The organism is uncultured Ruegeria sp. (assembly GCF_947497005.1).
In the GTDB taxonomy this organism is placed as follows: domain Bacteria; phylum Pseudomonadota; class Alphaproteobacteria; order Rhodobacterales; family Rhodobacteraceae; genus Ruegeria.
This window is the reverse complement of sequence record NZ_CANMFF010000003.1, coordinates 252,137-272,675: the sequence shown is the minus strand read 5'-3', so window position 1 is coordinate 272,675 and position 20,539 is coordinate 252,137. Positions and strand designations below refer to the sequence as shown.

Annotated in this window: 18 protein-coding genes; 7 read left to right on the top strand and 11 right to left on the bottom strand. The window is 56.5% G+C overall.

The genetic code is table 11. From position 1 onward, the window contains the following. Positions 1-5: 5 nt before the first annotated feature. The 4 genes from Q0816_RS06155 to Q0816_RS06140 all read right to left on the bottom strand — a co-directional run bounded on the left by Q0816_RS06155 (position 6) and on the right by Q0816_RS06140 (position 3,995). On the bottom strand, positions 6-1,313 hold the full coding sequence (locus Q0816_RS06155) for an HlyC/CorC family transporter (protein WP_298848648.1): 1,308 nt from the start codon (positions 1,311-1,313) through the stop codon (positions 6-8). Positions 1,314-1,376: 63 nt separating this feature from the next. After that, on the bottom strand, positions 1,377-2,333 hold the full coding sequence (locus tag Q0816_RS06150; protein WP_298848889.1) for a site-specific tyrosine recombinase XerD: 957 nt from the start codon (positions 2,331-2,333) through the stop codon (positions 1,377-1,379). A gap of 2 nt (positions 2,334-2,335) precedes the next feature. Next, positions 2,336-3,856: a hypothetical protein gene (locus Q0816_RS06145; protein WP_298848645.1), complete on the bottom strand. Its 1,521-nt coding sequence runs from the start codon at positions 3,854-3,856 to the stop codon at positions 2,336-2,338. Next, positions 3,846-3,995, bottom strand: coding sequence for a hypothetical protein (locus Q0816_RS06140; protein ID WP_298848644.1), 150 nt, complete (start codon positions 3,993-3,995; stop codon positions 3,846-3,848). The genes Q0816_RS06145 and Q0816_RS06140 overlap by 11 nt, the downstream gene beginning before the upstream one ends. A gap of 79 nt (positions 3,996-4,074) precedes the next feature. Here Q0816_RS06140 and Q0816_RS06135 point away from each other — a divergent pair, with 79 nt between their 5' ends. Beyond that, the gene (locus Q0816_RS06135) at positions 4,075-4,662 is read left to right on the top strand and encodes a shikimate kinase (protein ID WP_298848642.1); all 588 of its coding nucleotides are present in this window, start codon (positions 4,075-4,077) and stop codon (positions 4,660-4,662) included. Further along, the gene (gene aroB, locus Q0816_RS06130) at positions 4,663-5,775 is read left to right on the top strand and encodes a 3-dehydroquinate synthase (RefSeq protein WP_298848640.1); all 1,113 of its coding nucleotides are present in this window, start codon (positions 4,663-4,665) and stop codon (positions 5,773-5,775) included. It abuts the gene before it with no gap. A gap of 9 nt (positions 5,776-5,784) precedes the next feature. On the opposite strand, the gene Q0816_RS06125 is transcribed toward aroB, so the two are convergent. Both Q0816_RS06125 and ssb read right to left on the bottom strand, forming a co-directional pair. Further along, positions 5,785-6,855 (bottom strand): site-2 protease family protein, encoded by a 1,071-nt coding sequence (locus Q0816_RS06125; RefSeq protein WP_298848638.1) that lies wholly within the window; start codon positions 6,853-6,855, stop codon positions 5,785-5,787. An 18-nt stretch (positions 6,856-6,873) separates the two neighbouring features. Then, the gene (gene ssb / locus Q0816_RS06120) at positions 6,874-7,368 is read right to left on the bottom strand and encodes a single-stranded DNA-binding protein (RefSeq protein ID WP_298848637.1); all 495 of its coding nucleotides are present in this window, start codon (positions 7,366-7,368) and stop codon (positions 6,874-6,876) included. Between the two features lie 203 nt (positions 7,369-7,571). On the opposite strand from ssb, the gene Q0816_RS06115 reads away from it, so the two are divergent. From Q0816_RS06115 to Q0816_RS06105, 3 genes are all read left to right on the top strand, one after another. Further along, positions 7,572-8,150, top strand: coding sequence for a lytic transglycosylase domain-containing protein (locus tag Q0816_RS06115; protein WP_298848635.1), 579 nt, complete (start codon positions 7,572-7,574; stop codon positions 8,148-8,150). Between the two features lie 96 nt (positions 8,151-8,246). Next, positions 8,247-9,209 carry a LuxR C-terminal-related transcriptional regulator gene (locus tag Q0816_RS06110; protein ID WP_298848633.1) on the top strand — a complete coding sequence of 321 codons (963 nt, stop codon included), beginning with the start codon at positions 8,247-8,249 and terminating at the stop codon, positions 9,207-9,209. A 130-nt stretch (positions 9,210-9,339) separates the two neighbouring features. Further along, complete coding sequence (locus Q0816_RS06105) at positions 9,340-10,326, top strand: MBL fold metallo-hydrolase (protein WP_298848631.1); 987 nt, start codon at positions 9,340-9,342, stop codon at positions 10,324-10,326. 119 nt (positions 10,327-10,445) lie between these two features. Here the strand turns inward: Q0816_RS06105 and Q0816_RS06100 are convergent, their stop codons facing one another. From Q0816_RS06100 to miaA, 5 genes are all read right to left on the bottom strand, one after another. Continuing rightward, positions 10,446-12,533 carry an ABC transporter ATP-binding protein gene (locus Q0816_RS06100; RefSeq protein ID WP_298848629.1) on the bottom strand — a complete coding sequence of 696 codons (2,088 nt, stop codon included), beginning with the start codon at positions 12,531-12,533 and terminating at the stop codon, positions 10,446-10,448. A 90-nt stretch (positions 12,534-12,623) separates the two neighbouring features. After that, on the bottom strand, positions 12,624-14,087 hold the full coding sequence (locus Q0816_RS06095; protein WP_298848628.1) for an ABC transporter permease: 1,464 nt from the start codon (positions 14,085-14,087) through the stop codon (positions 12,624-12,626). 13 nt (positions 14,088-14,100) lie between these two features. Then, a complete protein-coding gene (locus Q0816_RS06090) occupies positions 14,101-15,147 on the bottom strand; it encodes an ABC transporter permease (RefSeq protein ID WP_298848626.1) in 1,047 nt (348 codons plus the stop codon). 136 nt (positions 15,148-15,283) lie between these two features. After that, the gene (locus Q0816_RS06085) at positions 15,284-16,948 is read right to left on the bottom strand and encodes an ABC transporter substrate-binding protein (protein ID WP_298848625.1); all 1,665 of its coding nucleotides are present in this window, start codon (positions 16,946-16,948) and stop codon (positions 15,284-15,286) included. Between the two features lie 342 nt (positions 16,949-17,290). Next, positions 17,291-18,184: a tRNA (adenosine(37)-N6)-dimethylallyltransferase MiaA gene (miaA, locus tag Q0816_RS06080; RefSeq protein ID WP_298848623.1), complete on the bottom strand. Its 894-nt coding sequence runs from the start codon at positions 18,182-18,184 to the stop codon at positions 17,291-17,293. A gap of 97 nt (positions 18,185-18,281) precedes the next feature. Here miaA and pyrH point away from each other — a divergent pair, with 97 nt between their 5' ends. Then, complete coding sequence (pyrH, locus tag Q0816_RS06075; RefSeq protein ID WP_298848622.1) at positions 18,282-19,034, top strand: UMP kinase; 753 nt, start codon at positions 18,282-18,284, stop codon at positions 19,032-19,034. 251 nt (positions 19,035-19,285) lie between these two features. Beyond that, positions 19,286-20,512, top strand: a complete 1,227-nt coding sequence (locus Q0816_RS06070; protein ID WP_298848621.1) for an aminotransferase class V-fold PLP-dependent enzyme — start codon at positions 19,286-19,288, stop codon at positions 20,510-20,512. Positions 20,513-20,539 lie beyond the last annotated feature (27 nt).

Sequence of the window (20,539 nt, the reverse complement as noted above, 5' to 3'; positions counted from 1 at the left end):
TACCTTTAAAGCGGTCGCACTTTCAGCCCGGTGAGGCGGTTGCCTTCGCGCGCTGTGACCTCGAACCGGAAGCCGTGAAACGAAAACACCTGACCGACGACAGGGATCATCTGCGCCTCGTGAATCACCAGACCGGCCAGAGTGTTGGCTTCTTCATCCGGCAGTAACCAGTCCAGCGCGCGGTTGGCGTCGCGAATGGTCATGGCGCCTTCGACCAGATACTGGCCATCTTCGGTACGGGTGACCGGGACCTCTTCTTCAATGTCGAATTCGTCGGCGATCTCGCCCACGATTTCTTCCAGGATGTCTTCAAGTGTGATCAAACCACGCAAAGAGCCATACTCATCCACCACCAGCGCAAAATGGCTGTGCATACGCAGGAATTCCCGCATCTGGTCGTCTAGCGTGGTGGTTTCGGGCACAAAATAAGGATCATTTGCAACCTTGCCGATGTCGAAACTGGCCAGACGGTCTGTACTGCCGTCGCTGCCGCCAGCCTGCGCGTACATGGCGCGGAAGAGGTCCTTGGCATGAACAACACCCACGATATTTTCCGGTTCCTCCCGGAAAACTGGCAGTCGGGTATGAGGGCTTTGCAGGCATTGCTTCAGGATCGCCTCGGGTGCGTCATCGGCATCGATCATCTCGATGTTCGAGCGGTGCAACATGATTTCTTCCACGGCCCGGTCGCCCAGATCCAACGCGCCCAGAATGCGGTCCCGGTCTTCTTTTTCGACGACCCCTTCGGAATGGCCCAGTTGCAAGGCCCCGGCGATTTCTTCACGAACAGCCAGAATGTTACTGTCCGGGTCAATCTGAACGCCAAACAGGCGCAAGACACCGCGCACCAGCAACCGCACCGCGGCCACAATGGGAGAAAACACCGTCACGACCACGCTGATGATCGGCGCGACAGCTGCGGCGGCCTTTTCGGAATTGGTGATCGCATAGGTTTTGGGCAGCACTTCCGCGAAGATCAAAACCAACAGGGTCATGACCAGCGTTGCCAAAGCCACGCCGCTTTCTCCGAACAACCGGGTGAACAAGGCCGTCGCCAGCGAGGCCGCCAGAATGTTGACCAGGTTGTTGCCCAGCAGAACCGAACCGATCAGACGTTCATTGTCATCGGTAATCTCCAGCGCCTTTTTTGCCCCGCGTGATCCCTTGTCGGCCTGCGCCCGTAACTTTCCGCGTGAAGAGGCCGTGAGCGCCGTTTCCGAGCCCGAGAAAAAGGCGGATAAAACGAGCAATAAGAGGATCGCGCCTGACGTAAGCCAGAATGCGCTGTCGATCAGAGAAGGTGAGGGTTTCATTGGTCCTTGGTGGTTTAGGGTGTTGCATCCGTTATGGGGACGCCGCCCCGCCGGATCAAGGGCTTAGCCCTTGTCTCTATCGGGGTCTTTGCTCAGCGGGTGATGTTGCAACACCAATTCCGCCAGTCGTTCGTCCAGAACATGAGTGTAAATCTCGGTCGTGGCTACGTCTGCATGGCCCAACAATGTCTGGATTGAACGCAGGTCGGCCCCGTTTGCCAGCAGATGTGTCGCAAAAGCGTGACGCAGCGTATGCGGGGTGACTTTCTCGGGCGACACACCACCCTGAACCGCCAGTTCCTTGACCAGCAGAAAAAACCTGTGCCGCGTCAAGTGGCCGGACTTGCCGCGCGAGGGGAACAGGAAGCGGGATCTTTGGCCGCCTTTTTCCACGGTCTGATCTTCGACCTCGTCACGCACGATCAGCCAGGCGGCCAATGCGTTCCGCGCGGGAGGGGACAGAGGCACCATACGTTCCTTGCCACCTTTCCCAAGAACCAACAACATGCGAGGGTCGCCTCGGGCCGAGGAGACGGGCAGGGACACCAGTTCGGTCACGCGCATTCCGGTGGCGTACAGTACCTCCATCAGACATGTGTTGCGTACCCGGTCGACAGTGGTGCGCCCGGTTTGTCGGGCAGCCTCGAGCAGGCGGTCGACTTCAGGCACGTCCAACGTTTTGGGCAGACGTTTCTGCCGCCCGGGGCCTTTGATCTGTATGGCTGGGTTTGTCTCGCTCCATCCCTCCTCGAACGCAAATCGATAGAGCTGTTTGATGGCCGATAATCGCCGCGCACGGGTAGAACGCGACAAGCCCTGTGCATCACAATCGATCAGGTAGGCTTCGATCTGATCGCGATCTGCCTGATCGAACCCGGATGTTCTGTGCTCTAACCAGGACGCAAAGTCTTTCAGGTCGCGCCCATAGGCCAGCAACGTGTTTGTGGCTGCCCCCAGTTCAGCGGCCTGAGCCTGCAGGAAGGTTGATATCCACAATTCGTTTGATGCCGGGGCGTCCATCGTCATCGTTCTTGCAGGATCAATAATGTCAGCGCCGCGCGTCGCGCGGTATCTTCCAGGCCCACACGCCGGAAAGTTGCAATTGAGGCGGTCAGATCTACCAGATTGCCCCGTGCGCCGTGCGCAAACAGTTGCATGGCTTCCAAGATAGCTTCACCAAGCTGACCGTTGGCAAGCAACGCGTCAATGTCGTTTGGTACCGGTGCCGCCCATTCGAACCCCTGGGCAACCGCGTCCGCCCATGGGGAAGGGGATTTCGCGCGCCCGGGATCACCCTGTGCCAGTGCCGCAAGGAATTGCGCGTTGTTTGACGTATCAGGCGCGGACAGCGCGGCCTGTTCATAAAGGTCAGAGAGCATCAGGATACGCCAGCGCAGATTTTCGGTGCCGGACACCTCCAGTGATATCTGCGCCAAACGCTCGGCGAAGAGTTCTGCAAAAGGCACCTCAAGCCCGACACTGCGCATCTGTCGCCAGACCACTGGCAGTGTTTTTCCGATGGCGTCTGTGTTGCCGGTATCCAGCGCACTTTCAAAACGTTGAATGGCGGCGACCCTGTCCCAAACTGCGCCGGACGCCGCCGGAGACCGTTCAGTATAGAGGCCCAGCAATTGATTTGGGGTCAAAGCTCCAATGCGCGTGAGCCGCTCTGCGGCTTCGATCTGGGCTTTCCACCCGGCTACATCCCGCAAATCTGCGTTTGCAAAGGCCCTCGGCAATGGGGCGGACGGAAGCCGTTCACCAATCGCTTCAAACAGCCGGAAACTCAGCGGATCAGGGTTGTCAGGTTGCGGCAGATAAGCCGCGCCTTCATAGAGCTCGGGGCTTAGAAAACGATCCAGAACCGCAAGGTCTTCTGGTGGCAGGATTTCCAACGCATGCGCTGCCTCAAGCGTCAGGGCGGCCGAAGCCCAATCCCCTCGGCGAGCTTTACAAAACACTTGAGCGGAATAATCCTTAGAAAGGTGTGGTTCGGCGATCAGGGCGGTACAACTGCGATCCTCATCCCCGGTCAGCAATGTTGCATCGAACCATCGTTGAAATCGATCTCGCGTATCGGTCGGCCCGGCCAATTGAACCAACGACTGAACAGGATCAGCTGCGCCCAGCTGCATAAGACGGTCCAGTCGCGCCAACAGCATAACCTCTTGTGCTTCAGGCCCAGCGGGTGCGCGGGTTTCTGAGAGAAGCAATGTGAACAACAGGCGCTGCATGGCCGGGTTTTCGCGAACGGGTGTTTTAGCGATCAGGTCAGCCAGACGGTCCGCATCGCTGCCTTGCCACAAATCAACGGGCAAGCCAGTGACGGACGACGCAACGAGGCCCAACGGCTGCGAAAGCGCCTCAAGCGGCGTCACCTCAATCTCGGGCAGAGCACCATTCTGCGTTACCGGAGGTTCAAGCAAAACGGTTCCGGGCAGGTTTTCAGGCGGATCCGACAGCCAGTCGATCGCAGACAACGGGTCTTGCGCTTGTGCCGATCCAGCCAGAAAGATCGCCAACAGCGCCTGTTTAGTTGACATCCAATACGACCGGTTCGCGGATTTCACTTTTTGGCGCAGAGAAATCCGCGCCAAAGAACGGGCCGACATAGGCATAGGCAACCAGCCCAATGAACCCCAGGCAAAGAATATATATCAGGAACTTGATCAGACGACCCATGGCGCCACGCTGCCTCAATTTTTGATTTTGGCCAAGTTATAACTGGCATTTTCCCTAAGATCACGTCATTCACGGTTAAATGAGCGAAATTAAGCATAACACGCACTCAGGGGATACGCAGGCTGGTTTTGATCTGCACAAAACCGTGGTTCTGGTGGGTATGATGGGGGCTGGCAAGACCGCCGTGGGCCGCGCATTGGCCGCCCGGCTGGGCGTTCCGTTTCTGGACAGCGATGCCGAGATCGAATCGGCCGCCAACATGACCATTCCAGAAATCTTTGAACGTGATGGCGAACCTTTCTTTCGCACAAAGGAAACACAGGTCATTGGACGCTTGCTGGAAGAGAAAAAGGGCATTCTTTCAACAGGTGGTGGGGCGTTTTTGCAGCCGGAAAACCGAAGCACGATTGCCCAGAAGGGCGCTGCAGTTTGGCTGCGGGCGGACCTGAATGTGCTATGGAATCGCGTTCGCCACAAAGACACACGTCCCTTGCTGCGGACCGCCGATCCGTATGCGACACTGAAATCTCTCTACGAGGCACGAGTACCGATCTATGCTCAGGCTGATCTGACCGTAGAGTCGGATGGCGAGACCTCGATCGAAAATATGGTGGGCCGCGTTGTCGACGCTCTGTTGGCGCGCCCTGATGTTTTGGAACTTAGATAAATGCATCAAACAGTACATGTAGAGTTGGGTGACCGTTCGTATGACGTCGAGATCGGGCCGGACCTTTTGGCACGTGCAGGGGATTTGATTTCACCGATTCTGGCCCGGCCAAAAGTGGCGGTTTTGACTGATGAGAACGTGGCCGATTTGCATCTGGATGCTCTGCGCGCCGGGCTGAAGACCGCAGGGATTGAAATGACTGCACTGGCTTTGCCTGCCGGAGAGAGCACCAAAAGCTGGCCGCATTTCGAGCGCTCCGTTGAGTGGTTGCTGGCCGAAAAGGTCGAACGCCGGGATGTGATCGTGGCTTTGGGCGGTGGGGTGATTGGTGATCTTGCAGGTTTTGCAGCGGCGGTTTTGCGGCGGGGCGTTCGGTTTGTGCAGATCCCAACGTCTTTGCTGGCGCAGGTCGACAGTTCCGTGGGTGGCAAAACCGGGATCAACGCGCCTCAGGGGAAGAATCTGATTGGCGCGTTTCATCAACCCTCGCTGGTCCTGGCCGACACGTCGGTGCTGGCTACTATGACCCAGAGGGACTTTTTGTCCGGTTATGGCGAGGTCGTGAAATACGGTTTGCTAGGCGATGCAAGTTTCTTTGACTGGCTTGAGGAAAACGGTCCAAGCGTATCCTCTGGTGACTTGACGGCCCGGGTGCGTGCCGTAACGCGTTCGGTTCAAATGAAAGCCGATATCGTGGCGCGAGACGAAACCGAACAGGGCGACCGTGCCCTTCTCAATCTGGGGCACACGTTTTGCCATGCGTTAGAGGCTGCTGCGGGCTATTCCGACCGCCTTCTGCACGGCGAAGGCGTGGCCATTGGCTGTGCGCTGGCGTTTGAGCTGTCATCCCGCCTTGGCTTGTGTTCGCAAGAAGACCCAAGCCGGGTGCGCGCGCATTTGCGGGCGATGGGGATGAAAACCGATCTTGCTGATATTCCGGGCGAATTGCCAAGCGCAGAAGCGTTGGTGGATCTTATGGGACAGGACAAGAAAGTCGTGGACGGGCAGTTGCGGTTCATTCTGGCGCGCGGAATTGGGCAAGCGTTTGTGACCTCGGAAGTGCCGAAAGATGCGGTTCTATCGGTTCTGTCGGACGCGCTTGCGACCGCTTGAGCTGAAACCCTAACGGCCTTGAATGACCATCAGCTCGCCAATGTTTTCGCGCGTGATGTAACCCATCATGCGTCCTCCACGGGTGACTACTGCGATGGCCGGAGCACCTTTGTGCAGATGTTCCAGCACGGTTTCAAGGCCGGTGGTAAGCGAAACTGCAGGGACATCCGCATCCATGATCGAGGTGGCAGGTGCCGATCTGGGTTGATCACTAGCCAGCGCAGCAAACAGTCGATTGCGGGTTACAAAACCCAGCAGGGTCTGGTCTGCGTCCAATACAGGGAACTCGTGTTGAGTGGTGTGAATCACGGCTTGTGCCGCGGTGCTCAGCGTATCGTTGGGCGAGAGCGCGTGAAACTCGGTGATCATTGCGTCCCGGGCCAGAACGCGGCGTGCAGCAGATCGCAAAGCGACATCCTGGCTTTCGGCATTGGCGGCGATGAACACAAACACTGCGATCAGCACAAGAAATGGGTTGCCTGAACTTAGCCCGAAAAATCCAAAGCCAACAGCAACGATCTGACCGCCGACCGCTGCCACACGGGTGGCTTTGACGCGATCCATGCGCAGGCACAGAAGGGCACGGAACACGCGTCCTCCATCCATTGGGAAAGCCGGGATCATGTTGAAGACGGCCAGCAGCAGATTGATGTAGGCCAATCTGTTCAGAAATCCGATACCCGGTGAATCGATTTGGGAGAGCGTCTCTAGTGGCAGTCCCGCTCCCAGTGCGACAAGAACGATCCAGATCACGATGTTCACCGCAGGACCTGCAAGCGCCACCAGAACTTCCTGCATTGGTTTCTCTGGCATTCTTTCAAGCCGGGCCAACCCACCAATGGGCAGCAGGGTTATGTCGGGGGTTTTGATTCCATAGCGCCGGGCCATGAGGGCATGGCCGAATTCATGTGCGACCACACAGGCAAACAATGCCAGAACAAAAAGCAGATTTTCAATGGCTGCAGGCAGACCACCGGCAGAATAAGCCGCAAAGCCCACCCAAGCCAGCAGTAGGAAGAATGTGACATGGACCCTCAGTTCGGACCCGAGCAATCGGCCGAGAGAGAAGGACCATGTCATGTTGTGTCTCCGTATTGCTTAGAACGGAATCTCGTCGTCGTCGATTCCGCCAGATGCCGGCGCGGGAGAGCTAGACGGACCGCCATAAGGGTCTCCGTAGCCGCCACCACCGGCCTGGCCGCCGCCAAAACCACCGCCACCACTGCTGCCGCCGCCTTCACCGCGCGCATCCAGCATCACAAGGGTAGAGCCAAAGCCCTGTAGGACAACTTCGGTAGAATAGCGGTCCTGGCCTGACTGATCTTGCCACTTGCGGGTCTGTAATTGCCCTTCGAGATAGACCTTTGACCCTTTGCGCAGATATTGCTCGGCCACGCGGACCAGACCTTCGTTGAAGATGGCGACCGAGTGCCATTCCGTGCGTTCGCGGCGTTCACCTGTGTTGCGATCTTTCCAGTTCTCTGACGTGGCAATGCGCAGATTGCAGACCTTGCCGCCGTTCTGGAATGTCCGCACTTCGGGATCACGACCCAGATTTCCGACCAGAATGACCTTGTTGACTGAACCCGCCATGTTATTCCTCGTTCTGTTCTGACGTAAATGCGCCGAATCTGGCGCTATGAGTTTTGCGTGACCCTATACGGCCTGCATCGTGGTTGAAAACAGTTGATACAACACTGTTGAACAAGAGTCTTACCGTAGTCTTTACCAAGCTTTCATTTTTTGCGGGAATACCTATACTCCGACTGGTTTCTTATCGAGCAGGATAGGCATTGATGCGTTCTTGGGTTGCTGGGTTTTCTGTTGTCTGCCTTGTGCTGGCTGTTGTGCCTGCGCAGGCACAAACTTTGTCCACCAAAAGCCGTAAGGATATTTTCCTCAAACAGTCCAAGGTTCTGGATTCCCGTGCGGCGACGCAATATCGCGATTCCGCCCGGTTGAAACCCAAGGCATCCCGCGCGCAGGTCAGCAAACGGTATACCGGGAAGTATCGCGGCCAGTATCTGGACCTGGCGAAGCAGGCAGCCCGACTTCATAATATTCCAGAAGATTTGTTCCTGCGCCTTGTGCAGCAGGAAAGCGGTTGGAACGCGCAAGCGAAGTCTCACAAAGGTGCGCTGGGATTGGCGCAGCTGATGCCTCAGACGGCTGAACTTTTGGGGGTCAACCCGCATGACCCCAAGCAGAACCTTGAAGGTGGGGCCAGATATCTGTCCTGGCAGTATCGCAAGTTCAAGTCCTGGCCTCTGGCCCTCGCCGCGTATAATGCGGGACCAAAAGCGGTCGAAAAACATGGTGGCATTCCGCCGTACAAGGAAACCCAGAATTACGTGAAGGTCATCTGGGGCGGCTAAGCCCCGATGCTGCGGCGCAGAGCGTTCAATTCTTGATTCCACACAACCTGACCAACTAACCTGAAAGGGTACGCCTACTAACTCATGAGGCTCCTGATGCGTGTTGATCACCCTAAAATTCCCAGGGAAACGCTGGCCAATTGGCAGCAACTGGTTGATCTGGTCGCAGAGCTGGCGGATGTACCAGCAAGCTTGATCATGAAAACCGACGCGCCGGATCATGCCGTTCTGATTACCTCGGATCATCCGGAAAACCCGTATCCTGTTGGCATGAGTTTCCAATTGAACCCAAAGCTTTATTGTCAGGGCGTCCTGCAGCGGGACGGTGAACTGGTGGTCGAGGATGCCGCCTGCGATCCGGTCTGGTCAGACAATGACGATCTGGAACATGGGATGACGTTCTACATCGGTCTGCCGCTGAAATGGCCCGATGGATCGGTGTTCGGAACAATTTGCGTTCTGGACCGCAAACAAAACCGGCGGGCTTTGTTGTTTCGCGAAGGCCTGACGCAATTTGCACGTATGGTCGAGTCGGATTTAGCTTTGTTGCAAGAGGTTTATCTGCGCCGGGCACTGGAGGAAAAACTGAACGAAACACTGACGCAGCTCGAAACGCGGGTCTCGGATCGCACCCGGGAATTGGAGGAAACGAACACGGCATTGCGCGTCCTGCTGTCCAGTCTGGATGATGATCGTAAAAGCCGGGACTACGAAATTGTCGAACAAGTCCGCAGCCGGGTATTGCCGTATCTCGAAAAGGTACGGACACAGCTTTCAGGGGATGAAGCGCAGTATGTTTATCTTGAGCTCGCCGAAAAGAACCTGAATGAGATCACATCGTCACTGTCCGATAAACTGACAGATGCGTTTGCGGCAATGACCCCGACTGAGATGGAGATCGCGCAGATGGTCATGTTCGGGAAGACAACCAAGGACATCGCTAACGCGCTGTCGCGTGAAACGTCGACTATCGATTTTCATCGCAACAATATCCGCCGCAAACTTGGCCTCGAGGGGCGGGACCAGAACCTGCGCAGTCACTTGCTCTCGATTTCGTGAACATTGAATATGGGGATTGGCCCCATATTCCACCCCTAATATTCCGGTCTGAGCCAATATGCTCTGGCTTGTTACCCTCAGTTGGGACGTGCGGAGAAACCGCATAGGTCCAACAGAGAGGTACACAGAAATGGATCGCAAAGATCTTAAGCCAACTATCCTGAGAGGGGACAAGGATCATCTGGCGCCAGGGCTGTCGCGCCGGTCGTTCTTCATGGCGGCAGGCGCTGCGGGGGTTGGTGCCGCTGCCTCTGTTCTGGGCGCGAAACCGGCCGAAGCACAATCTCAGGCGTGGCTGCAGCCGGGGAACAACAACCATGTGATCGATCTTCAGGGATCGACCGGACAGGCCAGCACCGGGGCGGTTGGCATCGACTATTACGGTCATTGTGCCATCAAAATCACCTCGCCTGGCGGGGCAACCGTACTGTTTGATCCGTGGCGCGATGATCCGTCGGGGGCTTGGGGACTGTGGTTCCGCAATGAGTTCCCTCAAATCCCCGTAGACATAACTCTGTCGACGCATGCGCATTTCGACCACGATGCGATTGAACGCCCAAGCTCAACCATGGTTCTGGACCGCATGGCGGGCAATTTCGAGTTTGCCGACATCAAGATCACGGGCTTTGCCGACAAGCACGCCTGTGTCGCACCGGGATGGTACGACTGGACCAACGCGCTGGCCGAGTTTGGAGTTGAAGCCTGCCCACCGAACAATGTGGGTCACATGGACATGGTGGTCTATCTGGTTGAAACCGGGGGCATCCGCACGTTGATCTGGGGCGACAACCGCCATAACCCGCCACAGGAGTTCTGGGACGCAATCGGACAGGTGGATGTCCTGACGCTGCCGGTGGATGGTTCGGAACATATTCTCAGCTTTGATCAGGGCAACGACATCGTGTCCAAGCTCAAGCCGAAGGTCATCATACCGACCCACTATCTGAACGAGGTCACGTCTTACACATTGACTACGCTGCAATCTGCTGACGACTGGGTAAAAGGACAGCAGAGTTTCAAGATGCTCGACAGTGCCAGTCTGCAGCTTGAAGCCGGCGAGATTGCCGGAATGAACCAGGAATTCATGCATTTCGGCAACAATGTGATGACCGGTTGAAATCATAACGGGGGCTGCCACTCACGCACACTCCCAAGCGCCGTCTGTCTCCCCACCAACCACGGCGCAACAGAAAGGGCCGGTCATTGACCGGCCCTTTTTTTATCTGATCGGCAAGATTACTCCGCCGCGACTTTGATCACCGGCTCCATCCGGGCCAGGACATCTTCGGCCAGATGGCATTTGACCTGATGACCATCCGTCAAGGTCTGGACCGGAGGCACATGCGACTCGCACCGACCGTCCGGCACTTCCGATTTCCAGCGGCAACGCGTCTGGAACGGACAACCCGGTGGCGGGTTCATGGCCGAAGGGATGTCGCCATCCAGAACGATATGCTGTTTCTCGACCGAAGTATCAGCGATAGGCACCGCGCTTAACAAAGCTTCGGTGTATGGATGGTAGGGCGGCGCAAATACCTGATCGGTTGTACCAAGTTCGACCACGTGGCCAAGATACATTACCATGACCCGGTCACTGAGATAGCGTACGATCGACAGATCGTGGCTGATGAACAGCAACGTTGTTTTCTGTTCTCGCTGAATCTCCATCAGCAAGTCCGTCACCGCAGCCTGAACCGACACGTCCAGCGCCGAAACAGGCTCGTCCGCCACCACGATGCGCGCATCACCGGCAAAGGCTCGGGCGATACCCACACGTTGCTTTTGCCCGCCTGACAACTGGCGTGGCATCCGTTCTGCAAAAGCGCGCGGCAGCTTCACCAGATCCAGCAATTCCAGCATTCGCTTTTTACGTTCGGCCTCAGAATTTCCAATGCCGAAGATTTCCAACGCACGAATGATCTGGCGCCCCACGGTCATCGACGGGTTCAGCGTATCGAATGGATTTTGGAACACCATCTGAACTTCACCAACCGTCTTGGCGTCACGCTCTTCGATGGGAACGTCTTCGATGTTGCGATTGTCCAGCAGAATTTGCCCATCCGTGGCGGTCTCCAACCCCATCAGAACCTTGGCGAAGGTGGACTTGCCGCAGCCGGATTCACCTACAATGGCCAAAGTCTCAGACTCATGGGCCTCAAAGCTCAGCGTCTCGTTGGCCTTTACAACCTTCTTCTCGCCGCCACCGAACAGCGCGTTCGCGGCAACCTCATAATATTTCTTGAGGTTGTCCATCTTCAGAACGACGCGACCGATCTCGCCCTTGTCCTTCTGATCCGCCAGCGCAAGTGGCGCGTTCCAGTCGATCTCCTGGAACTTCAGACAGCGCGTATGGTGCCGGTCATTCCCGGGCACTGCCTCCATCAGGATATCCTTGGCGTCACAGCGACCTTCTTCGAAGTAGTCGCAGCGTGGGCCAAAGTTGCAGCCTGACGGCCGTTCATGAGGCAGGGGGAAGTTCCCAGGAATCGCCACCAGCGGACGAGAGTTCTTGTCGGCCCCCGGTAGCGGGATCGACCGGAACAGTGCCTGTGTGTAAGGATGTTGCATCTCGTCGAACACATCCTTGATCGAGCCACGCTCGACCGCCTCACCCGAATACATCACGCACAGCCGGTCACAGGTTTCCAGAACCAGACCAAGGTTATGTGAGATAAACAGCATTGAGGTGCCGTATTTCTTACCCAGATCCTTGACCAGTTCGACCACAGCGGCCTCAACAGTCACGTCCAAAGCGGTCGTTGGCTCATCCAGAATCAGCAATGCGGGTTTCGACATCAACGCCATCGCAATCACGATCCGTTGCTGCTGTCCGCCAGACAGCTGGTGCGGGAACGAGTTCAGCATCCGCTCGGGGTCCGGCAGGCGAACATCGGTCACTACTTCCAGCGCACGGGAATAAGCCTCTTCCTGACTTACACCCTCGTGAATCATCGGTACTTCCATCAGCTGTTTGCCGATCTTCATCGCCGGATTCAATGATGCCATCGGTTCCTGATAGATCATCGCGATCTCATTACCGCGAATGTCTCGCAGTTCCTCTGCGGACATCTCGGCCAGATCACGGCCCTTGAACTTGATCGTGCCACCCACGACGCGACCGTTCTTGCCAAGATCCTGCATGACGCCCAGCGCCACCGTTGATTTACCGCAACCGGACTCGCCCACCAGACCGACAGCTTCGCCAGGTTGTACACTGACCGAGAAATCCATCACGGCTGGAATTTCCCGCAGGCGGGTAAAGAATGAAATCGACAGCTTGTCGATCTCCAGGATCGGGCCGTCATATTCCGCCATCTTGCTCATTTTGCTTCCTCCTCACCAAATGCGGGGATCCCCTTCATCTGGCCAAAAATACCTTGGGGGTCCGGGGCAGAGCCCCCGGCCTCGGTCACATCAATCCTTCAGGCTTTCTTCGCGCAAACCGTCAGCCAGCAGGTTCAGACCAAGAACCAGAGACAGCAGTGCAAAGGCAGGCGGAAGGGCAGGGTGCAGGTAGATCGACAGAAGCTTTCGCCCTTCGTTGATCGTAGAACCCCAGTCAGGGCTTTCAGGTGGAAGGCCCAGCCCGAAGAAACCCAAGGTTCCCAGAAGGATGGTGGTATAGCCGATGCGCAGACAGAAATCGACGATCAGCGGGCCTCGGGCGTTGGGCAGGATTTCCCAAAGCATGATGTACCAAGGACCTTCGCCGCGGGTCTGGGCCGCAGCCACGTAATCGCGGGTTTTGATATCCAGCGCCAGCCCTCGCACGATACGGAAGACGGTGGGCGAGTTCACAAAGACCACCGAGACGAAGACCACCAGAATGCCGCCCGGGATGTCGAACAGGTCCAGATATGTCGGCAGACCCCAGATCCGATAGGCCTCGGTATTGATGATGTAGCCATCGGTCGAGATCAGCGACAAATACAGCCAGATCGCCACGCCCAGAACACCGATCAGCAGCGGAGTTCGAAAATTCGGGCGCGTGTAATAGCGCGAATTCAGCAGCACACCGATGAACAGGATCGGGAACACAAACAGCACTGCGGCCATATAGTTTGGCACTCCGGTCGCCACGATTTCCGGTGTCACCAGCAGATAGAAAAGCAGGATCACTGGGAAGGCGAGGATCAGGTTGGCCAGGAAGGACAGGAACGTGTCCAGACGACCGCCATAATATCCGGCAGGAAGTCCCAGCGTGATGCCGACCATGAAGGCGAACATCGTCGCCAGCGGTGCAATCTGCACCACGACCCATGCTCCTTTGACCATCCGGCTAAAGACGTCACGGGCCAAGTTATCACCGCCCAGAAGGTACCAGGCGTATTGTCCGTCCTCCGGGTTCGGCAACGGTGTTCCGGGCACTTTGTTCTTCATGCCGGACAGCTGTGACAGAGGGTCATGAGTTACGATTAGATCAAGCGCACCAAAGATGCCGGTAAAAACCCAGAACATCACAAGGCCAAAACCGATCATGCCAATAGGGCTGTCATACAGTTTGCCGTACAGTCCCAGCCGTCGCTTAAAGGCGATGGACATGGCGAACATGATGATCAGCGCGACCCATACCGGCATGAATTGCTGGGAAATTGCACCAACAATTCCGGCGTTGGTTCCCATCAGGACGCCCAGCACCAGATAGGCAACAGCCAGTCCAACACTGCCCAGGAAACTGTAGTACAGTACCATCTGGATCAGCCCGCGGGCACCGCCGCCGGAACTGACGGACCCATCCGGGTTCACGATAAGTTGCTGTTCGGGTAAGAAGACACTGGCGATGATCCAGACCACGATCGACAGGATCAGAACGGCCAGTGCGACCATCAGCAACGGGTTCAGGAAGGCAATAGAGCCGGTCCAGGTAAGTGGTTCCATAATCTCGCCCTCCTTATGAAATGCGGATGCGCGGGTTGAGGTAGACGTAGCCGATATCCGAGATCAGCTGCGTTATCAGAACCACAAAGACCGACACGACCGAAATTGCCAGCAGAAGCTGGATGTCGTTGTTGCCTGCAGCCTGAACAAGCGCCCAGCCAAAACCCTTGTAGTTGAACAGGGTCTCGACAATCACCACGCCATTCAGCAGCCATGGGAACTGCAGCATGATGACGGTAAAGGGTGCGATCAGCGCGTTGCGCAGGGCATGTTTCATAACGATATTTGAAAACGACACACCTTTCAGCCGTGCGGTACGGATATACTGTGCGGTCATCACTTCCGTCATCGAAGCGCGGGTCATCCGGGCGATATACCCCATCCCATAAAGTGCGATCGTCAGCACCGGCAGAAAGAAGTTCTCGAATGTCGGGTTGTCCATCGCTTGGGTCGCAGTGCCTTTGAACCATTTCAAACCCACCGTGGATGAGGTGAAAATGGCGATGAAGATAACACCGGACACGTATTCCGGTGTTGCCGTCGTGATGATCGAGAAGGTCGACAGCGACCGGTCCAGCGCCGATCCTTCGCGCATCCCGGCCAAGACACCAACGATCAGGGCCGATGGCACCATCAGGACCAGAACCCAGAACATCAGGTAACCCGTATTCCCAAGACGTTTGCCGACAATCTTGCCAACCTCGTCCTTGAATACGGTCGAGTATCCCCAATCGCCCTGAAGAACACCGCAATATTTTGATGTTTCCTCTGCCGTCGAACCAGGTCTCGTGCAGGTGCCCACAAACTGGCCATCTTCCAGAGTATTCTGGAAACCAGGCATTACGCCCAGCCATTGGCCGTATTTTACAAGTGTGGGCTGGAGGTAACCGCGATTTTCCAGCCAAGCTTCGACCTGTTCGTCTGACATTCGCTGGTTGCCCTGCGTTTTCGCAAGTTTTTCAAGGTTCGGGTATAGGTTGGTCAGGAAAAAGACGACGAATGTCAGACATAATGCTGTAAGCAGCATGACGCCGAACCGTCGTAGGATGAATAGTCCCATGGTGGCCCCTGTTGTTCAGGTATTCCGCAGATCATTGGACCATTTTCTGGCCTCGGACGTCCGACCCCGTGTCGGCAAGTCTGCGGCTGGAAAGGGGCGCCCGTGTCAGGCACCCCTCGCGTGTCATTGGCAGAGCTTAGGCGGCCCAGCCCCACTTGTAGTGGTGGTGTTCGAAGGTCACGTGCATGTCGGTCCCGACAAGACCCTCTTTCATGTGGCGATAGAGCGAGCGCCAGTAGGGCTGAATAGTAACCCCGTCTTCTTGCAGTAGTGCTTCGCCACGCGCCATGACTTCGCGACGCGCATCTGCGTCAGCAATGGCCAGTGCCTCTTCCAGAATGGCGTCAAATTCAGGGCTTGCATAGCCGAACTCGTTCCAGGCTTCACCCGAACGGTAGGCCAGCGCCCAGATCTGAACACCCAGCGGGCGTGGGTTCCAGTTGGTCGAGCTGAACGGATATTTCGCCCAGTCGTTCCAGAAGGTGTTGCCCGGCAGAACCGTACGCTTGACCTTGATTCCGGCATCGCGCAGCTGCGCAGCCACCGCGTCGGTGGTGTTGCGGCGCCAGTCATCGTCGATCGAGATGATCTCGTGTTCGAAATCACCGAACCCGGCCTCGTCCATCAGCGCCTTGGCAGCTGCGGGGTCGACCTTCTGCGGGGGCAGCTCTGCATATTCCGGGTGCAGCGGAGCCACATGGTGGTTTTCCGCAGGGGCACCACGACCGCCATAGCCCAGTTCCAGACAAACGGCGTTGTCGACTGCCATCTGAATTGCCTGACGGACACGCTTGTCTGCATAAGGCTTCTGACCGTCGAAATCGGCCAGCTGGTTCGGGCGAATTACGATTGTTGCAGCAGTCACAACTTCGGACTTAGCGTAGCCAAGCCCATCCATCACATCGATGAACTCACCTACCGACTCATAGAGCATGTCGACTTCGTCGGATTCCAGAGCTGCCAGCCAGGCAGACGGGTCGGTTCCGTAGTCGATGTATTCGATACGATCCAGGGCAGGGCGGCCATAAACTTCCTCACCCCACCAGGTGTGATCCGGGTTGCGAACCAGAACGGCTTTTACGCCGACCTCCAGTTCTTCCATAAGATAGGGTCCGGTTCCCACGTTGTTCAGAAGATCTGTCTCGCTGAATGAGCTGTGAACAATCGCGCCCGGATAATCGGCCATACCCGGGATTAGGGTGATATCCGGCTTCGGCAGGTTCAGCTTGACCGTGGTTGCGTCGACAACTTCGATGACGCCTTCACCGGCCTGACCCGAGTCTGCGTCGATCAGGGTCGCAAAGCGACCTGCCATCGAGTTGGTTTCCGAGGATTTGTCGCACCAGCGTGCGATGTTGCGGGCAACGTCGTCGGCCGTGAAATCGTCGCCATTGTTCCACTTGACGCCCGGGCGGACATTCAGAGTGTAAACAGTCGCGTCGTCGTTGACTTCCCAGCTTTCAAGCAACATGCCGCGGAACGAGCCGTCCGAGTTGTACTCGACCAGATATTCCAGCGTGCCGCGCGATACGTTTGCGATCTGCGACCAGTCATAAGTACGGGGGTCTTTGAGGGCGCGCACTTCCTGCTGCACGCGCAGCGTGCCACCCTCTTGCTTTGCCCCCTCTGCCACAGCAGGCGTCGGCAAGCCGATCATGCTGTAAGCTACGGCGGCTGTAACCCCAAGACCGGTTGCGCGCGTCATGAATTCCCGCCGGCTTAGCTTGCCGTCGCGGTATTCCTGAGCGTGCATCTCGGCCGCCCAGTGCACCTTGTCTTCGGTGGATACGGTATTCGTCATGGATGTCTCCCTGTGACACTGATTTTGTTGATTGAATATGGCTCTACGCGACCCGGTTTTTCACAGTCGCCAGAGTGAAGGATTTTGGTTTTTGGACTCTGTACATCCCCATGTCGTTATTCGGCACCAGTTTTCGTTTAAGGTCAATGTTCGAAATCGTCATTCGAGGTACAAAAACGACATTCGCGCATTGTTGAAATCACGTGTTGTTTTTCTTCACGCAGCTCTGATCGGTTCCGAGATCCACATTGTTTTCTCGGATTGTTAAGGAAATTCACTGCATTTCATTAAATTTTGAGACTTGATCGCTGTTTTGATCTGTAAGTTCAAAGATGCCAAGTATCACTTTGAGAAGTCGAGGTGATTCCAGGTTTTCATACGGGCGCGGAACCAGGTGCGTTGACGCTTGGCGAACTGCCTGGTCGAAATCGTCGCGCGGTCCCGGGCCTGATCCAAAGTCATTGAACCATCCAGATAGGCCCTGAGTTCGGATACACCTATGGCCTTACAGGCTGGAAGAGTGGGATCGAAGCGGTCCTGCATGGCGCGTACCTCCTCAATTGCACCTTGTTCGAGCATCTGATCGAAACGACGTTCAATCCTGTCTAATAGCCATGCTTTATCAACGTCAAAAACGATGGGAACCGTGTCGCTTATCTGTAAGACCGGCCGGGGTGTGTCGGCCTGCCATGCGAGCAGGCTGCGACCGGTGGCGCGCTGTACTTCCCAGGCGCGTTGCACGCGCGCACGGTTCTGTCTGTCCAGCCCTGCAAGCGTCTGTGCATCGACACCCGCCAGAAGTTCGGCCATGGGCATCTGATCAGCCTCGGCCCGAACTGCAGGTGGAGTGGCCGGAATCTGGGCCATGCCTTCTGTCAGGGCAGTGAAATACAGGCCCGTTCCGCCAACGATGATCGGGCGTTGATCGCCTGCGAGCAGGGGCACGGCTTCGCGCAGCCAGTGACCAGTCGAGTAATCCTGATCATAGGCGACGTGCCCGTACAATAGATGAGGCGCGCGGGTTTCTTCCTCGGTCGATGGTCGGGCTGAGATGACGCGCCAGCAATCATAAACCTGACTTGCATCAGCATTGACGATTACTCCGCCATGCCGCTCGGCGATCTCCAGTGCCAGCGCCGATTTCCCGGATGCCGTCGGTCCCGCAATCAGGACCGGTTGGTCATCAGGAATGGGCGGCAATTGCCGGAAAAACTGGTTTGTCGATCGCCTGGTCATATGCGGTTGTCTCAATCCTCATCAACCGCATTGAACCTGCGGAGCTTTTGCTTCATTTTGCGCCGGAAATTAACCCCGTGCCAGCCCGGAGCGCAACATGAGCCTTTCCCCGTCTTCTGAAACTGCCAATGCCCCTAAAACCACTTATAAACGGGTCATGTTGAAGATCTCGGGCGAGGCGTTGATGGGGGATCAAGGATTCGGCCTGCACCCGCCCACCGTTCAACGCATCGCACAAGAGGTGAAATCGGTTCACGATCTGGGCGTTGAGATTTGCATGGTTATCGGCGGCGGCAACATTTTCCGGGGCCTGAGCGGATCGGCACAGGGTATGGAACGGACCACAGCGGACTATATGGGCATGCTGGCCACAGTGATGAATGCGCTGGGGATGCAGTCTGCGCTGGAAGAGATCGGGGTATTCACCCGCGTAATCTCGGCCATCCGCATGGACGAAGTGTGCGAGCCTTATATTCGTCGTCGGGCCGTGCGGCACCTTGAGAAAAAGCGGGTCTGTATTTTTGCTGCGGGAACCGGGAACCCGTATTTCACTACAGATACGGCTGCCACATTGCGTGCCAATGAAATGGCGTGTGAAGCGATTTTCATGGGCAAGAACGGCGTTGATGGCGTTTATGACAAAGACCCCGCGGAACATGCCGACGCCGTGCGTTATGACACTGTCTCTTATGACGACGTGCTGGCCAAACGACTGCGAGTCATGGATGCCTCGGCCATCGCTTTGGCGCGCGACAATAATTTGCCGCTGATTGTCTTTGGTCTGGACGAGCCGGGCGGGTTTCGTGGTATTCTTGCGGGGGAAGGGACTTATACCAAGGTTCAAGGATAAAGTCTCAGCAAGCGTCTGACAAATCTGCTAGCTTTCGGAGCCCCGGCATCAAGTCGGGGCTTTTGCTTGACGGTCAAGGACGACGCTGTCTAAGTATCGGTGTCCTTCTACGGCGAAGGGCTGCCCCGTGTTTTGCTGCCCTGAGGCGCAAGCACAGGCCGGGCTGGAAGACCTGCCATGATTTCTGAGGTGTGCGGAAACATGCGCGGGCATCTCATTGATCTGAATGCAAAACTAAGGAGCGATGAGGCATGAGCTCTCTGGATATCGATTTCGTACGGGCGCAATTCCCGGCCTTTTCCGAACCCAGCCTGCAAGGTCAGGCTTTTTTTGAAAACGCGGGTGGTTCTTATACCTGCAAGCCGGTGATTGACCGGCTGACACGGTTCTACACGCAGCGCAAGGTTCAGCCCTATGCCCCGTACGAGACCAGCCGTCTGGCAGGCGACGAAATGGACGAAGCGCGTACGCGTATGGCGGCCATTCTGGGCGTTGATACCGATGAACTGAGCTTTGGTCCTTCAACCACGCAGAACACCTATGTTCTGGCGCAGGCTTTCCGGCAATGGATGCAACCCGGCGAAGCAATCGTCGTGACCAATCAGGATCACGAGGCCAATTCCGGCCCGTGGCGCCGTTTATCCGAGGCCGGGATCGAGGTGCGGGAATGGCAGATCGATCCGGAAACAGGATCGCTCAACCCGCAAGACCTGGAGAACATGTTGGACGAAAAAGTGCGTCTGGTCTGTTTCCCGCATTGTTCAAATGTCGTTGGTGAGATCAATCCAGTGACAGAGATTACTGCCATTGCGCATGCGGCGGGTGCGTTTGTATGCGTGGACGGCGTGTCATACGCCCCGCACGGATTTCCGAATGTGGGTGATCTCGGGCCAGATATATATCTGTTTTCAGCCTATAAAACATACGGTCCACATCAGGGATGCATGGTCATTCGCCGCACGCTGGGAGAGTTGTTGCCCAATCAGGCGCATTATTTCAACGGCGACGTCCTGTATAAACGGTTCACTCCTGCGGGTCCGGATCACGCACAGATCGCGGCCAGTGCAGGCATGGCGGACTATGTTGATCTGCTGTGTGCCCATCATGGCGGTCCTGCGTCAGACGCGGCAGAGAAGGGCGCTTTTGTCCACGATCTGATGCGGTCGCATGAAGTATCGCTGCTGCAACCGGTTCTGGATGCAGTAAAGGATCGTAACGCTGTGAGAGTGATCGGCACTTCCGACGCCAACCGACGCGCCCCGACCGTTGCGCTTTCGTTAAACCGTCCGGCTGAAGCTGTTGCAGCGGAACTGACGCAATACAGTGTTATGGCGGGGGGCGGAGATTTCTATGCAGTGCGCCCATTGAAGGCAATGGGAGTTGATCCGGATCAGGGTGTTTTGCGGGTCAGCTTTACCCACTATACCTCGCAACAAGAAATTGATCAGCTTTTAGAGGCTCTTGAGCGCGTTTTGTGATCCACTATCCGCCCGGGTTCGTAGAAC